Origin of the sequence: Moorena sp. SIO1G6, assembly GCF_010672795.1 — a bacterium.
Classification (GTDB): Bacteria; Cyanobacteriota; Cyanobacteriia; order Cyanobacteriales; family Coleofasciculaceae; genus Moorena; species Moorena producens.
Genome location: NZ_JAAHFZ010000055.1, coordinates 24,782 through 41,357 on the forward strand (window position 1 = coordinate 24,782; position 16,576 = coordinate 41,357).

At 43.4% G+C, this 16,576-nt stretch carries 12 protein-coding genes and 1 pseudogene; 4 read left to right on the top strand and 9 right to left on the bottom strand.

What is annotated here, in order from left to right:
• Positions 1–363: 363 nt before the first annotated feature.
• The gene (moaA, locus tag F6K63_RS29870) at positions 364–1,350 is read right to left on the bottom strand and encodes a GTP 3',8-cyclase MoaA (protein WP_008179882.1); all 987 of its coding nucleotides are present in this window, start codon (positions 1,348–1,350) and stop codon (positions 364–366) included.
• 51 nt (positions 1,351–1,401) lie between these two features.
• Complete coding sequence (locus tag F6K63_RS29875) at positions 1,402–2,613, bottom strand: RNA-guided endonuclease InsQ/TnpB family protein (protein ID WP_008179885.1); 1,212 nt, start codon at positions 2,611–2,613, stop codon at positions 1,402–1,404.
• Between the two features lie 531 nt (positions 2,614–3,144).
• Between F6K63_RS29875 and F6K63_RS29880 the strand changes: the two genes are divergently transcribed.
• Positions 3,145–4,068, top strand: coding sequence for an alpha/beta hydrolase (locus F6K63_RS29880; protein WP_008179887.1), 924 nt, complete (start codon positions 3,145–3,147; stop codon positions 4,066–4,068).
• Between the two features lie 3 nt (positions 4,069–4,071).
• Here the strand turns inward: F6K63_RS29880 and F6K63_RS29885 are convergent, their stop codons facing one another.
• The gene (locus tag F6K63_RS29885; RefSeq protein WP_008179890.1) at positions 4,072–5,331 is read right to left on the bottom strand and encodes an RNA-guided endonuclease InsQ/TnpB family protein; all 1,260 of its coding nucleotides are present in this window, start codon (positions 5,329–5,331) and stop codon (positions 4,072–4,074) included.
• Between the two features lie 777 nt (positions 5,332–6,108).
• On the opposite strand from F6K63_RS29885, the gene cbiD reads away from it, so the two are divergent.
• On the top strand, positions 6,109–7,248 hold the full coding sequence (gene cbiD / locus F6K63_RS29890) for a cobalt-precorrin-5B (C(1))-methyltransferase CbiD (protein ID WP_008179892.1): 1,140 nt from the start codon (positions 6,109–6,111) through the stop codon (positions 7,246–7,248).
• 430 nt (positions 7,249–7,678) lie between these two features.
• Positions 7,679–9,322, top strand: a complete 1,644-nt coding sequence (guaA, locus tag F6K63_RS29895; RefSeq protein ID WP_008179893.1) for a glutamine-hydrolyzing GMP synthase — start codon at positions 7,679–7,681, stop codon at positions 9,320–9,322.
• A gap of 875 nt (positions 9,323–10,197) precedes the next feature.
• On the opposite strand, the gene F6K63_RS29900 is transcribed toward guaA, so the two are convergent.
• Both F6K63_RS29900 and F6K63_RS29905 read right to left on the bottom strand, forming a co-directional pair.
• Positions 10,198–10,716, bottom strand: coding sequence for a choice-of-anchor E domain-containing protein (locus tag F6K63_RS29900; protein ID WP_008179897.1), 519 nt, complete (start codon positions 10,714–10,716; stop codon positions 10,198–10,200).
• Between the two features lie 115 nt (positions 10,717–10,831).
• A pseudogene (locus F6K63_RS29905) lies at positions 10,832–11,927 on the bottom strand (IS701 family transposase).
• Positions 11,928–12,288: 361 nt separating this feature from the next.
• Between F6K63_RS29905 and F6K63_RS29910 the strand changes: the two are divergent.
• Positions 12,289–12,438: a hypothetical protein gene (locus tag F6K63_RS29910; protein ID WP_287313979.1), complete on the top strand. Its 150-nt coding sequence runs from the start codon at positions 12,289–12,291 to the stop codon at positions 12,436–12,438.
• 118 nt (positions 12,439–12,556) lie between these two features.
• Here the strand turns inward: F6K63_RS29910 and F6K63_RS29915 are convergent, their stop codons facing one another.
• The 4 genes from F6K63_RS29915 to F6K63_RS29930 all read right to left on the bottom strand — a co-directional run bounded on the left by F6K63_RS29915 (position 12,557) and on the right by F6K63_RS29930 (position 16,519).
• Positions 12,557–13,027, bottom strand: a complete 471-nt coding sequence (locus F6K63_RS29915; RefSeq protein ID WP_008179902.1) for an IS66 family transposase — start codon at positions 13,025–13,027, stop codon at positions 12,557–12,559.
• Positions 13,028–13,077: 50 nt separating this feature from the next.
• Positions 13,078–13,575: a hypothetical protein gene (locus F6K63_RS29920; RefSeq protein ID WP_048815169.1), complete on the bottom strand. Its 498-nt coding sequence runs from the start codon at positions 13,573–13,575 to the stop codon at positions 13,078–13,080.
• Between the two features lie 68 nt (positions 13,576–13,643).
• A complete protein-coding gene (locus F6K63_RS29925) occupies positions 13,644–14,207 on the bottom strand; it encodes a hypothetical protein (protein ID WP_287313981.1) in 564 nt (187 codons plus the stop codon).
• A gap of 1,559 nt (positions 14,208–15,766) precedes the next feature.
• Positions 15,767–16,519 carry a PilZ domain-containing protein gene (locus F6K63_RS29930; protein ID WP_353813124.1) on the bottom strand — a complete coding sequence of 251 codons (753 nt, stop codon included), beginning with the start codon at positions 16,517–16,519 and terminating at the stop codon, positions 15,767–15,769.
• Positions 16,520–16,576 lie beyond the last annotated feature (57 nt).

Genomic DNA, 16,576 nt, shown 5'->3' on the forward strand with positions numbered 1-16,576 from the left:
GGTTGAAAGTTAACAGGTTGAAGGTTGACAACGGTTGAAAGTTAACAGGTTGAAGGTTGACAACGGTTGAAAGTTAACAGGTTGAAGGTTGACAACGGTTGAAAGTTAACAGGTTGTTCGCCTGTGGCGTTCCTGTAGGGTAGGTTGAAGGTTATAACCTGGAACCTGCTAACCTGTAACCTGTAACCTGCTAACCTGCTAACCTGTAACCTGGAACCTTCAACCTGACTAACCTGCAACCTTCAACCTGACTAACCTGCAACCTTCAACTTGACTAACCTTCAACCTTCAACTTGACTAACCTTCAACCTTCAACTTGACTAACCTTCAACCTGCTAACCTGCTAACCTGCAACCTAAAAAACTATCCGCCGATTTGTGACATCGTCCTTGTATATGAACCATCGATACCAGAGTCTCTCTCCTTGAAATTGATTTCTGGTTTAATCATCAGCAACTGTCTGACCTGCTCTCTTAAGTCAGCGGTATCAACGCCGCTGCGTAGAGCAGTTTTTAAGTCAACTTGACCTTGTTCATTAAGTAGGCAGGGACGCAGCCAACCATCAGCAGATAGACGCATCCGATTGCAGCGATCGCAAAAACATTCTGACATCTGACTAATAAATCCCAGGGTGCCCTTGGCACCAGGAATCTGGAACACATCAGCTGGGCCATTACCCCGGACACTGGATTCTATCAAACCCCAGCGTAAGTGAATCCGTTGCCGTAATTCTTCCGAAGGTACCCACGCCCGCTGACCAAATAGCTGGGAGTTCCCGATGGGCATAAACTCGATAAATCTAACGTGCCAGGAGCGGTGAATGGTTAGAGCAGCTAAATCCAGCACTTCCTGGTCATTAACTCCTGGAATTACCACCACATTCAGCTTTAACGGGTCAAATCCAACCTGATGGGCAGCTTTTATCCCTTCCCAAGTCTGTTCCCAGCGCGAACGTCCCCGATTGCCGATAATTTTGTCAAATGTCTCTCGATTGAGGGAGTCCAGACTAATATTAATCCGCCGTAAACCCGCCTGGTAGAGTTCCTTTGCCATACCAGCCAGTAAAAAGGCATTGGTAGTCATCGCTAAATCTTGTGTTTCCGGTAAAGATGCGATCGCTCTGACTAACTCCACTACACCTGGACGCAATAGGGGTTCACCTCCCGTGAGGCGAAACTTTCTAAATCCGACCGGGATAAACACCTCCTTGACCAGAGTCAGCAGTTCTTGATCAGTGAGTAATTCTTGCCGTAGGATATAGTCAAGCTCTGCTCCTTGAGGCATACAGTACTGACAACGGAAGTTGCAGCGGTCAATCAAGCTAATCCGGAGATAGTCTACAGTATTCATATATTGCACCGGATCATGGGGTTTCAAAGGGTTTTGTTGACACTCCCCGGCCTAAAGGCGCGGGGATTCTTCAATCAACGACCCGACTTGCTGAACCTGGCCGGAACCAAGAACAGTAGAGGTCAGATCTCCTGAAGCCTTCGGGTCTATGACCCAAGTTCCGACGTGCCCCGTCGTACTTATGGCTCGATTTCGGATATTGATAGCGGCATTATGGTCTCTGTCAAGTTCACACCCACATTTACAGGCATGAGTTCTAGTAGATAAGGATTTCTTGACAGTTTCGCCACACTCAGAGCAGTTTTGACTGGTATAGGCGGGGTTTACTGCGACAGTTACCCTGCCTAACTTAGTCCCAAAGTGCTCCAACCATTTCCTGAATTGATACCAACCAGCGTCATTAATAGACTTAGCAAGGCAGTGGTTTTTAACCAGGTTTTTAACTCTTAAATCTTCGTAGGCGACCAGGTCGTTAGACCGGATTACGCAACGTGCCAGTCTCTTAGCATGTTCTTCACGTTGCCTACTTATTTTAAGGTGCTGCCTGCCTAATCTGTTAACCGCTTTCCTGCGATTGGATGAGCCTTTCTTTTTTCGAGAAACTCGACGTTGATAAAACTTTAAGCGTTTCTCCCCTTTTCTATAAAATCGGGGATTTGGTTCGGAGTGACCATTGGAATCTGTATAGAACTCTTTAAGTCCTACATCCAGCCCAATCATCTCACCTGTGTACTCTATTTCCTCTTTTACGTTAACTGCAACGCAAAATTGAACGTAGTACCCATCAGCTCGCTTAACTATCCGAACTCGGTTGATTTGCTTTTTGTCGAAGCGCCATAAATCCCAGGTACCTTTGAGCTTAAGCTTTCCGATCCCCTTCTTGTCCGTGAACGTTATTGATTTCTTGTCAGGGGATAATTTCCATCCTGACTTCTTATATTCGACAGACCGAGCATGTTTTTGGAACTTGGGAAAACCCTTTTTACCTGGGACTTTTTTCTTGCAATTATCGTAGAAGCGAACAATCGATGACCATGCCCTCTCAGAGGCAGCCTGACGGGCAGTAGAGTTCAATTCATTAGCAAAGGGAAACTCTTTAGCCAGGATTTTAGAATACCTACTAAAGTCACTTTTCCCTGTCCCTTTATTGTCTAACCATAGACGAATGCAGCTATTACGAATGAATTTAACCGTCCGGAGCGCCTCGTCTATTGCTGAATATTGGGACTCTTTACCTTTCGCTTTAAACTCTAGTATAATCATTGACCTTGACCTTGACCTTCGGTCACGCTACCCGAACGGTCACGCTACCCGAACGAATCTCGACCTCTTTCGATATATATTTATACTAACAGAATCGTATAAAACTTTCAAGTATCAATCAAGATTCTCTTCTACGCGACTTTAGTCGCTAGTCACTTTCATCCCCGGTCTTTAGACGCGGGGCTTTCAGTGTTGGGAACTCGAGTAAGCACTTACACAGAATTAATCGCCTACTCCAAATCTCTGTAACCTTTACCCTGCAAGGCTTTGAGTTTTGGAAAATGTGTAATTAATTTTGTGTACCTGCTTAATAGGTTATACCTATTCCGGAATATGTCCCTCAGCCCTTGTAGCTAATGCTATGCAGCATCTCTTTCCAAGAATCCAGTGATACTGCAACTGTTAGGGTGCATTCCTTTTCTTGCAAAGCCTATTCTGTGTCCCTCAAGGGAGTGTCACAATTGGTTACTCATGGTGTCCTCCCCTACCTAAAATCGATAAGAAACTACCAGTATTCCAGATTTAGGGGAAATGACCGACAAACCAGATTTTCTTCTATACGCACAACACGGATGGGCGGATAACTCTAAAGCGATGGCACGCCTTGCCCAATCCTTAGCCACATCCCGCACTGCCATCATTACTCCCGATCTCGGTTGGTTCAAAACTTGGCTCTGGATAGAACCCCTAATCAACCAACTCGAACACATTGTCTTAGATACCATTGTCACTTATCCCCAGACACCAATCCGAATTATTGGTCATTCCATGGGTGGCTTAATTTGGCTAGAACTCCTCAGCCGTCACCGAGACTGGTGGTCACAAGTAGAATCCTTAGTGTTGATTGGTTCTCCTATTGGTGGTGCAGATGTAGCTAGAATTATTGACCCCTTGGGCATTGGTATTGGTATCGCAAAGGATTTAGGTATCAACCGCCGACAACTAGCAGAGTCCATTGGCGCAGTGATTCCCACATTAGTAATAGCTGGTGATAGTGATCACGGTAGCGACGGCACGATTACAATAGAGACAACCAAGTTTTCTCGTAGTCAATTCGTTTGTTTACCTAATGTGCATCATGCTGCTCTCAAAAATCATCCTTTAGTCGCAGCAGAAATCCAGAAATTTTGGGCGAATCCAGTTATCACACAACCTCCTCCACCAGGAGACTTTATTACTAGCTTAATTCAACAATTACACTCAGTCCCAGGTATGACTGATGGTCATGGTAGAGATTTTCACCGAGCCAAGACCTATATAACATTTAAAAATGGCATTTCCATTCGGACTTGGAAGAATCCTTTACTAATACACCATGTATTTGTGGCTAGCCCTGAAGGAGACTGTCTCTACAGTGGTTTTGTAGGTTGGATACATAATCAAGCCTTATATCAAACCCTTGGGACTTTGACATGCTCCCTCGTTAAATCGGAGATTATAACGAGGGATTCCTAAACCTCACGACTTAGGTTTACTGCTTTTGCGGCACTTATCTAGGTTGTTACCAACCCCTGACAGAACGCCTACACAGTCAATTTCCTCCACGGTCTGCCCGACCGCAGCGATACCTCGTTGACAAATCACTTGGGCGGCTGCAACATCTCGGTGAATTTCATAACTACATTCAGGGCATTTGTGGAGTCGTTCAGATAAATCTTTCTTGCCTGTATGTGCCCCACAATTGGGGCAAATTTGACTCGTATACCTATAATCGACCTTGCCAAAATATATACCCCGTTTCCAACACACCCAAGCCAGAATATTGAAGAACTGACCAAAACCTGCATCAAGAGTATGCTTACTCAGCATTCCTTTTGCCCAGGTTCTAAAGTCTAAGTCTATGTCCTTCGGACAGGCTTCGCCAACAACAAATATCATGCCCGCTTGGTCACACAAATGATCAGCTAACTTAAAGTGGAAGTCTTTTCGGGTATCTGTGATTTTTTGATGTAGTCTAGCAATTTTATGATTGAGTTTATGTCGATTCGCTGAACCCAATTTCTTTAACTTCAGTCTACGTTGCAGTAATTTCAACTCGCCGTGTAGTTTTGTTAAAAACTTTGGACGTTCAATTAACTCACCATCAGAAGTTGCTAAGAACTTATCTAACCCAACATCAATCCCCAGTGGATGCCCCCATACTGGTGTATCAGGAACACTTACGTCACTCTGCAAAGCAATCATTGCAAAATAACCACTGGCTCGTCTAACCACTCTCACTTGCTTGATTTTGAACCCCTCAGGTATTGGTCGTGATAATCGCATCTTGACCATCCCAATTTGAGGTAATTTAATCAAATCATTGACTACGGGATTAGCCTTAAACTGAGGGAAGACAAAAGACCGCATTCGATACTTATTTTTGAATCGTGGGAACCCATGTCCCTGATTCTTCATGCTTGTAAATGCTTTGTCCAGTGTCTTAAGCACTTGTTGTAGGACTTGTGCGTTAACACGCTTCAGTTCGGGGTTAGACTTTTTAGCCTTGGTTAAACCTGCTGACTGTTCTTTGTATCCCGGATAAGGTGCATTCGCTGGGATGATGTATTCTTGCTGTAACGAACAAGAATTTATCGAACACTTTCTACTGTTATACCAGTCCTTTCTCTCCCTTAAGGCATAATTCCAAACCTTTCTTGTGACCGCTAACATTTCTTCAATGATTGCGATCTGATCTTTTGTCGGGACTAGCTTGTACTCGTAGGTTAGTGTCAACATTAGCCTATTTTAACATGATTCTATCAAAACCAGATATTCTGAGTAGAATTAGATACACCAATACTTTCAACCGTAACGCTATCCCGTTGTTAATTTATTAGTCGTGATTCATCTCACCGCTAAATCAAAGATTATAGCGGTGAGATGAATCACGACATTTTCTGATAGCAAAGGGAACAGGGAGTAGGGAGTAGGTGCGATTCGTTAGCTAGAAACCTTACCCGATCAGGGTATGGGGGATTTGCTGCCCTTGACACATGAGCCCTTACAACTTGATAACCATGCAGGTGTTAGCCCAGCCGGAGCGGAATCCGAGTGACAGCCTTACCCCTATTAGTAAGACATAACTTGCTTACTGATAAAGCGGGGTCAAGTAGTGAAGCACTGCCAGCTATCATGTGGTGTTAGTAACAGGCTTCGACTCATGGGTACACACCGAAGGTATGTTTAAATCATCGTCATGCTCACGTGGCGCAATAGGCAGCAATCGCCACAGACAAAAGTCAATGGGATTTTGACTAAAAGTTCTACTCCTTTTAGAGATTCCACTATACTATCCTCGGTGAACAGTACCGCCCTAAAAGTCCAATCAATGGTTATCAGGAACGAAGTAACCTCTGTATTTGCTCTGATGAAGGTCGATACTAGAGTAGGTAGTTAGCCGCAAGGGATAGGTCGGCAAGATTGACCTCAGAAGCCAAAGTCACCGGGTAATGCCTAGAATATGCTGACGGACTCACATTTTAGGAAAAGAAATAGTTGTAAGTACCAATTGATATGTCCCTACCTCAATCTGGATATACCTTACCGGTATTCGCCTGTGCCTCAGCAATAGCCGCCCTCCATCAGTTACGCAACGGCCAACCCTTGGAAACGGTTTCAGTGGACTTAATTAACCCTCCTGAAACCGTAGACATTCCCATTGAGCAAGTGGCTAGGATTCGAGAAGGGGTAGCGCTAGCTATTACTCACTCTAACCCTGGTGATAACCTTGACCTTACCCGTAATACCCCAATTTGGGCAGTCGTAGAATGGGGTTCCTCGGAGCAAACTGAATCGATACAGTTATTAGGGGGTGAAGGAATTGGACGACAAATCAATGCCGGAGGCAAACCAGCCATCTATGCTTATGCCGAGAAACTATTGCACCATAACTTGAGTTGTCTGCTAGCACCGTCAGAGAAAATTCAGGTGACGATTATCTTGCCGGAAGGGCGGAAGTTGGCACAGCGTACTTCTAATTCTGCCTTTGGTGTAGTAGAAGGACTTTCCCTACTAGGAACTACTGGCATTTCCCAGCCTCTGAGTGCTCCTGGTCAATTAGCTGCTTACCAGGAGGAATTAAAAGCAAAAGCCAGCAAATTGCTAAAAGAGCAAGCCTCCTCACATTCGACAACACTAGTGTTCTGTGTCGGAGAAAATGGCTTAGATTTGGCGCGAGGCTTGGGGATTAATCCCGAGCGGCTGGTTAAAACAGCCAATTGGCTCGGACCGTTGTTGGTAGCAGCTGGATACTCCCAGGTGCCAGAACTTTTGTTATTTGGCTATCATGGTAAGTTAATTAAACTGGCAGGAGGAATTTTTCATACTCACCACCACCTAGCTGATGGACGACTGGAAATACTCACCGCTCACTGTGCGCAGTTAGGAGTACCAACCCCACTGATCAGGCAAGTATTTGGCAGTCAAACCACTGAAGCTGCTCTCAATTGTCTGCGTCAATGGGATCAGACTCAGGGCACTGATTGGGTAAATCAGGTTTATCATGCGATCGCATTGACCATTGACCAACGCTGCTTTGACTACATCCGCAAACACAGTGAGCAGCATATCCAGGTGGGCTCTGTATTGTTCGATCGCGGACGCAAAATTATTGTTACCAGTCCCACAGGTTGGACATTGATTTCAAATTTGTGATAAATTTTTATAAATCTTAATATATTGGCGGGCGGATCTTGTAGCCGAACCCAATGTATGATAAATTAACCTGATTATCAGCTGAAACTTCGCATTTCAGGACATATAGACTGAAACCCTGAAAAATCTTCTGACTAGAAGTCACGAGATTGTCAACAGACATACCACTGCCAGGCAGGTCTATGAAGTGCGTGTGGGAGTGGAAACTGAAATAACCGTAAACAGATTGAGTTCTGTATCGTCGATGAGAGTCTACGACTCAGACTAACTGGTTAATGCCAGCGCTACCATCCACATCAAAGTGTTGGGGCGTTGAAGGATTAATTTACGGAAACCATCAGCTTTCAACCTATCTGTTCATAGCAATCAATTTATGCTGCCCAGAAGCACACCTAGGCAGCGACCTGTTCGTACATTCACACAACTAAACATGACGAACACAGCAGTAACCCTAAGGACCAACAAACTATCTTACCAGAAAGAGGCATTGGCTGTAGCCTCTCTAGCAGAGCAGTTGAATCGCCAGATGATTGTGATTCTGGACTTCGGCTCTCAATACTCGGAACTGATTGCTCGTCGCATTCGCGAGACTAACGTTTACTCCGAGGTGCTATCCTATCAGACCACAGCTCAACAGCTACAGCAGCTTCATCCCCAGGGCATCATTCTCTCTGGAGGTCCCAATTCCGTCTATGACGATGGAGCCCCCCTATGTGACCCAGAAATTTGGAATCTCGGTATACCCGTGCTAGGGGTTTGCTATGGGATGCAGTTGATGGTGCAACAACTAGGCGGAACAGTTACCAGAGCCAAGAAAGCTGAGTATGGTAAAGCCGCCTTACTCATTGATCACCCCACTGAGTTACTGAGCAATGTGCGAGACCACTCAACCATGTGGATGAGCCACGGAGATTCCTGTGTGACTTTGCCAGATGGCTTTGAAGTCCTTGCCCATACTCAGAATACCCCTTGTGCGACCATCGCTAACTATCATAAAAAACTTTATGGCGTGCAATTCCATCCAGAGGTTGTGCATTCAACCGATGGTCTTGCCCTAATCCGTAACTTTGTTTACAACATCTGCGAGTGTGAACCCACTTGGACCACTGCTGCTTTTATTGAGGAAGCGATTCGAGAAGTGCGTGCCAAGGTTGGGGAAAAACGGGTTCTGTTGGCTTTGTCTGGTGGAGTAGATTCCTCTACCCTTGCCTTCTTACTCCATCGCGCAATTGGGGATAAACTAACTTGTATGTTTATTGACCAAGGCTTCATGCGCAAAGGCGAGCCAGAGCAGTTAGTGAAGCTATTTCAGGAAGAATTTTGTATTCGAGTAGAGTATGTGAACGCTCGCGATCGCTTTTTGGCTCGCCTTGCTGGTGTCACTGACCCAGAAGAAAAGCGTCGCCACATCGGTCACGAATTCATTCGCGTCTTTGAAGAAGAATCCCAACGTCTTGGTCCATTTGATTATTTAGCTCAGGGTACCCTCTATCCGGATGTAATTGAATCAGCCCATACCAACGTTGATCCCAAAACCGGTGAGCGGGTAGCTGTGAAAATCAAGAGCCATCACAATGTCGGAGGCTTACCCAAAAACCTACGCTTCAAGCTGGTAGAACCATTACGCAAGCTATTTAAAGACGAAGTGCGCCAACTTGGTCGTGACCTCCACTTGCCAGAATCGATTGTGCGCCGACATCCCTTCCCCGGACCAGGATTGGCGATTCGCATCATTGGTGAAGTGACCCCAGAACGGTTGAATATTCTGCGGGATGCTGATTTCATCGTTCGAGATGAAATTCACCGACAGGGGATGTATAACGACTTTTGGCAAGCCTTTGCCGTGTTGCTCCCAATACGCAGTGTGGGAGTAATGGGGGACAAGCGCACTTACGCTCATCCGATTGTATTGCGCTTTGTTTCGAGTGAAGATGGTATGACCGCTGACTGGTCACGAGTACCTTATGACTTACTTGAAACTATTTCCAACCGAATTGTTAATGAAGTCAAGGGAGTTAATCGGGTAGTATATGATATTACCTCCAAACCTCCTGGAACCATAGAGTGGGAATAGTTTCTTCAAAGCGTGATTAGTGATTAGTGATTAGTGATTAGTGATTAGCCATTGTTCATTGGTCAGATGACGTAAGCGCTGAGCCAAAGGCTCACGCTACGCGAACAGGTTATTTTATTCAAAAACATCGATTGCGCTACGCGCACGCTGCGCGAACAGTAGCGTTGCCACAGGCCAATGGCTCATAGCTGATAGCTGATAGCTGAATGCTTACCAGATGAGTGACAGCTCCCACACTGACTCTTTGAGTTCAGTGTGGGCAACAAGCGCCAATCCAGCTATTGCGCGCGGAGGCGCTGGGCTTTAAGAACGGACTGCCCTCTCTTGATGCAAAGCGCGAGTGGGGGAAACCACGGCAGTCGCTCATGGGGGGGACCCCCAAGACCGCGCTGCCTCCCCAAGACCGCGCTGCATCGCTGCCGCTCTGTTTTCTTGGTCTTTTGTTTAATAATGTTTGACCAACTTTCCAGCATTTATGGCCTTTGGCCACGCTACGCGAACGGCTTTGAAAGTCAGTATTTCCAGTATAACACATCGATTGGTCTAAAGTGAAAGACTCTGTGCAAAATTCATCCCTGGAGACGAAACCTTAGATAGGGTCGCTTTATTACAAAAGATTTAACCCTTTTACCCATAACCGACTAACCATAAAAGCGACCCGATCTTACGGTAACTTTAAACACTCATGCTGCGCATGTTCGTTGTGGGGCTTCTTTTGCCGGAAGCTATAGTGATTTCAATTTATATTGAGAAAACTATTTATTGCTATAAAAGGGTTTCATACGAAAAAGTGTTCCATTGTTATTTGAAATGACTATAATCACTAAACAACATAAAACCGAAGTTTCCAGTTTAGTGGAACTTCGGTTGATACACTATGGCAAAAGCAATAATAAATAATTTTCAACTCTTCCTAGCCCAGACATAAACGTATTACTTGTGCTATCCGAAGCGGTACGCTCAGGCAATGTGACTCCAGAAGATCCTGCGAAATCAAGTACACCGTCATAGCTAGAGAGACCAACCTGTTCTAAAACTAGGGGCTTCACCTCAACTAGGGTAATATCAGGTTCACTCAAGATTAAGGCAATTTTAGATGCCAGATCCAAGGTTACTGTACTTGGAGCGCCTTCCTGACTTTCCGCACGGGCATTTCCCTGGACAAATCCGATCAGGTCAATCGTGACACTTTCGAGAGTCCCCAAAGCCTCATCGAATTTGGGGAGAATGAAAAATTTATCAACAGTTGTCGGTCGCCATTCAATGGTCTGAGTATGGGTGATACTAGCTGCATTAGCTGCACCAGTAGTCGCCAGCATACCAGCCAAAGTAGTCGCAGTAGTTGCTAGAAATACTTTCAGACGGGAATAGGTTTTTGCTGTGGATTGAGTCATGGTACTAACGAGTGATTAAGGTCTTCTGGTCATATCTCTGTAAAAGTCACTCCAACTTCGGATTTAGCTGGAGACAGGACTTACGCAAAGACACCAGATATGGAGTAGATTCTGATCAGACTAAATTCATAACTAAAGAAGGTTTTTTAAGTTCTTTAGTTAAATATGAATATAAACTTTGGGGCTTAATTTTATAAACTGTACATTTAGTCAAGTAAGCTAGTCTTTTCAGAAAATTCCACACCAAAATAGCACAAGCAATATGGTTTCTTTGGATTCGAGATTTACGACACTGACAAGATTGTCTGCCAGTCAATGTCTTGATGCAGTCGCTCATGGGGGAAACCACGGCAGTCGCTCATGGGGGGAACCCCCAAGACCGCGCTGCCTCCCCAAGACCGCGCTGCATCGCTTGTTTAAGTTCCCGGTGAAACTCCTCTATTTTCCAACGGTAAGAACAAGTGGATTTTACCTGTTCAATATCTGAGGCAGTTAGTTCATTTGTGGCAATGTATTCCGTTCTATTGGTAGAAATAGTAACCCGAAACAACTTCACCTTTTTCTGGTCAGGAAACTTTTTTAGTTTAATCAATTTCCCTGGTTTGACATCTAACTCACGACCCTCCAATGAGTCAATTATTTGGGATTTTTCCTTACCTCCTGTTTCATCCACCAATCGATTCTTTTTTAAGGGACAGTAGTAGATTTTTTCCCAGTTATCAATTAAGGCCATTAGTCTTTGAGTGGCATACCAACTATCCATTAATACTCTTTTAAAGGGGAGTTTCTTATGAAACAATTTATGAGTATGTCTTCTACATGGTCTAGTTTGGTTTTTCCATCCTGTTCTGGAGCATATATCCGGTAATCTATCACCCAAAAATTACCGGTTTTACTATTAACGTATATACAATTTACTACTCCTATTCCTCGAACCACACTATGAGTATTTCCACTGTATTGTTTTCGCACCAATTATATTTTAGGGGAATGGTTTTTATCCAAAACTGTATCGTCAAATACTAGATAGCCATTTTCATCTACTTCAATATATTCTTTGACATTTAACCACAACGTCTTAGGATTAATTTTTTCGTTTTTTAAATATCGGTTAATTTGATACTTATTTTTGGTAGATGCTCTGCCAAATTAGTTATGGTGTAATTGTTTTGGCTACTCAACAAATATTGACAGTAATCTAGCTTGTCCAATCTTTATTCCCATTATTTTTTTAGTTGGTTTCTCCCTTGATCTTATCATTTACTTTATCTGTTTTTCCCCTTTAGGGATTAATTTTGTTTTTCCTCGACTTGACACGCTATATATAGCGTAATTGCGTAAGTCCTGTGGAGAGCTAATTTGTCTCTCTTTGAACTAAGCAAATCTAGCGATGGCATAAATTGCCTGATTTCCGACAAAAAGCTGAAAATTTATTTAGGAATTACCGGAGTTGTACGGGTTTGTAATTATAGATGGTGTTAAGCGGTTAAGTAGTAGGATTAAATTAAATTTAACTGTTAATAAAATGTAACTTAATACAAGGCAAAAATAAACATAAAGGGATTCAATGCCTTGACAATTATTGACAACGTTAACTTGATTTATTTCCAGGTACTTACCACTGCGACTCTGTTGAGCTTGCCAAACCAGCTCAAAAAAGTTCTACAAGCTGACCATAATAGTGATGCAATTGGACGAGTAAACCGTAGCTTTATGGGATAGCCATAGGGTTAGTCATGGTGGATAAATCAGTCAATTACATTTTTTTTATCTAAAATCATCATCAAAAAATAGGCAATTTCTCAATAATCGCTGGTTGATAAATTGGATCAGCAAATTATCAGGCAGGGCTACCCACCAGTCCACGCTCTATAGCCTTTTGTCGAATCAAATCTGGTAAGGGGGGGATTTTGTCATCCCCTCGCAAGCGGGACAGTAAATACGCCCAAAAACAAATCCCTAATTTGCGACAGGTCTTTTTCAGACCAATCATGGTATCTCTGGCTTGAAGTCCGGCCTCAGAGCGAGTGCCACCACTGATTTTTCGACGGGTCACAAATTCTCGGATGTCAGAAAAGGCGGCATTATTGTGCAGAGGAATATTGGGAAAGTCGAGCACCCGGAGCAATTGCTCCTTGTTTTGTCTAAATTGGTTCAATGCGTTGCTCAGAGTGGGGTGGTGCAGATAACACCGACCAAAGATTTCATCAAAGCGAACAGATAGGTACTCCTTTTGCTCGGCACTCGGGTGATCTTGATAGGCAAATAAGCTGTTGGTAGTACTCCCATAGAAGGGTTTGGACTTCCTCAATGTTCTCTCGAAACTCAGCGGTACTCCCCTCTAATTTGCGGATGATTCGTTCAGCATGAACCCAACACAACCCATGAATGAGAATATTGAACTGTCTGGCTCCATCCTGCATGAATCAACAATTTTCGGTTAATGCCACTCTCGATTAATCCACCCAGCAGAGCGGCTTCGGTGACCCTCTGTGCCACTTTGGTCTGCACAATGCCAATCGACTCTAAATAGTCCTGCCATTGCTCAGGGCTATTCCCTAGCACCGTTGAACCAAAGCTCAATCGGTTCATATGCTTGTCGGCTAACTGATAGGAAGCTAAATATTGGTGGGCATCCTGATTGAGTACATAAATCGGGGCATTGCCTTGTAATACTGATAAGAAGTTGCGTCGAGTCTTGCGGGGGGTGCTCGCAAAGAAAGTAAACCATTCATTACCAATCACCGTGCAATACCCATTTTTCCCACTGTGTCGTGCTCCGGTATCATCCGTGTGAACATACTCTGAGCATTTTAATCCTGCCCCTAAAACCGATGCCTGAGAGAGTGTGAAACACATCTATCTTTGCCCTGAGGTATGAATTGATTTGACCGACCGATATCTCGATACCCCATTCCAGTAGCTGCTCATGAATCTTTGGTTGCGTCACTCGATTGTGATAGTACTGGTGCAAGATATATCCCACTAGTTGCGGGCCATAATGTCCAGAATTGCTGATACTCTGGCGGTAATTGACCACTGATTACTCCTCCATCTGGTAACACATATTCGGCTAACAAGAAGCGGATGTTATTTCGTTCTATGCGAAGTTCGTGGAACAAATATTCTCGGTATCCATTGAATTTTGCCCCAACTGGCAGTTGAGAGGGTTCTATTTTCCATTCGGTGTCCACCACGAAGCTATCTTTCTTACGACCTTTGACTGAACCCGGACGTTTACCTTTCCTTTGCTTAAGTTCTAGATGCTTCCCTTCATTGAGCTTACTCGCACTCAGTTGGGGCTTTTTATTCAGTTTCTTTTTCGCTCGTAACTCTTCCTCCAATTCACGGATGCGCTTGCTTAACTCTTGATTGTGCTTGGCTAATTCTGCTATCGTTTCAGCCTGTTGTCTGACAAGCGCACGCAGCTCATCGACCTCATGAAGCTCGCTGAGTTGCTCATTTTTTACTTGCACAGAGTTTTCAAGCATACCTTTGTTTAACCAGATTTATGCACTCTTGACAAGGGGGCTAACTCTATACCTATCTTTTTCACCCCACAGCGGTTATTGAGAAGTTACAAAAATAGTGTTTTTAATCAGGTTTAAATAAAGGTTAAAATGTATTTTTAATGTAGATTTTTTGTATAAATAAATTTTGTACAAAATCCGTATTCATAATTACTTTATTTTTAGGGCTATAACTTTAAACCTTATTCATAAGGTAAACCTTATCCTAATTTGATTTATTCGAGCGATAGATGGTGAGCAGGTTTAGGTTGCCGGTTACAGGTTACAGGTTACAGGTTACAGGTTACAGGTTACAGGTTACAGGTTACTGGTTACTGGTTACTGGTTACTGGTTACTGGTTACTGGTTATAGGTTAGCCGGTTATAGGTTACAGGTTACAGGTTACTGGTTACAGGGTACAGGTTACTGGTTGCAGGTTACTGGTTGCAGGTTACTGGTTGCAGGTTACAGGTTACAGGTTACAGGTTACAGGTTACAGGTTACTGGTTGCAGGTTATATAGCAATCCTAAATCATTTGTAAAATCACTGGACTTATTAAAAACTAGCTCTAACTCCGGTATCATCTGCCATTCCCCTCCTGGGAGGGGTTAGGGGTGGGTGCCTTCTGCCAAATGCCTTAAAACAGCCCATTTATTTCACGAATCAGATAGGATTGCTATATCAAATCTGATAGCATCGGAATTGTTTACAACTTGCATTTGCCTCAATTAACTTTCTTCCCATCCCCCCATGCCTCCATCAATGTTTACAATTCAGATGTAAACGGAAAAGCTATTACCAGGTTACTATAGCAATCCTAAATCATTTGTAAAATCACTGGACTTTTTAAAAACTAGCTCCAACTCCTGTTCCTTCGGGTGCATCTCATATTTGTAAAAAATAAGGAAAGTGTGGGAAGTGTGGGGCGGGGGCGCGGGAAGTGTGGGGCGGGGGCGCGGGAAGTGTGGGGCGGGGGCGCGGAGATTTTATTATAATTTTTGCCTAATTGCATGCATTGAGATGCACCCTGTTCCTTCTGCCTTCTGCCTTCTGCCTTCTGCCTTAAAGCAGCCCATTTCTTTCACGAATCAGATAGGATTGCTATAGGTTGCTAGGTTAAAGGTTATCTTCTGAACCTTGGCCTTTCGGCCACGCTACGCGAACAAGCAAACAAGCTTCAACCTGGAATTTCTACCTGGTGTGTTCATGTTCGAGTATGGGTCAATAGTTAACTGATTATTTTGTATTTACTTTCTAAACTAATTAATACCATTAAGAAATCCCCTGCCTTCAGGCAGGGGATTTAACCTAAGTGCTCATATCTATATTGTAGCTAAATAATGGCACATCCTCACTAAAATTAATAATTTTAAACTAAATTAATTGCTATAACTAAAATGATTAATTTTTAACAACCCCCATTGGTTTATCAGGAATTTTTTGTGAAAATAGGGCAAATAAAAACAGAAAGCTTAAGTTCATAACCTTAACCCTTAATATAATCCTGCCAAAATAGATAATTAATCTAACTTGGTATTATTACTCTAGGTGACGACATGGGATCAGAAATGTAGCACCTAATAAGACCAAACTAGCCATTGTTATTGGCTCAGGAGCAGACTCTAAATCATCAACACTCACTAAAGATTGATTAAACTTAAATCCAATCGGATGCTGCCTAGGAGATTGCTCCCAGCTGAAGCTAGCTTCATCAGTGGGATTTTGACTTGCTACCCAAGAGATACGATCATTAAGACCCTCCAGCAAAATACTGAGAATAGAGCCTGGTGCAACGGTTTGACTACTAGCTGACTGAGCAAGTGCAGAAACTATACAGGCAGCAGCAGCAAACGTTTTCAGTAATACTTTGAACTGAAAGTGATTGCTGAAGATAAGTTGTTTCCGTTCTAATAGTGTATTAAGCTTGACTGGTGAGATATCTAAAAACTTCACTCCTGCTTCATATTTAGCTGGTGAATCTAAACCAATTTTCCTTTGCCAGGCAATTTTCACCATAGAAGTAGCTGTGTAACTTATTCCTGGTAAGCAGAACTGAATTTTTTTATGCTCCCCAGTTTTTAATGGTTTGTTAATGTAAATTTTGCCACCGCCTTGACTCAGATTAACTACTAAATCATTTTGATCTGAAATCAGTCCTTCTATCTGATAATTTAGTAAGGTGATATGACGCGGAAATTTCCTACGCTCTTTGAGTAAATGAGCTGGGGGGGCGACAAGCGGCCTGTAACCCTTGATATATATTAAATTGAGCGAATTATGGTAAAAAAAGATAGGTCATAAATTGTCAATACGACCTACCAATCGAGAATGATACAAGAATTATATCAA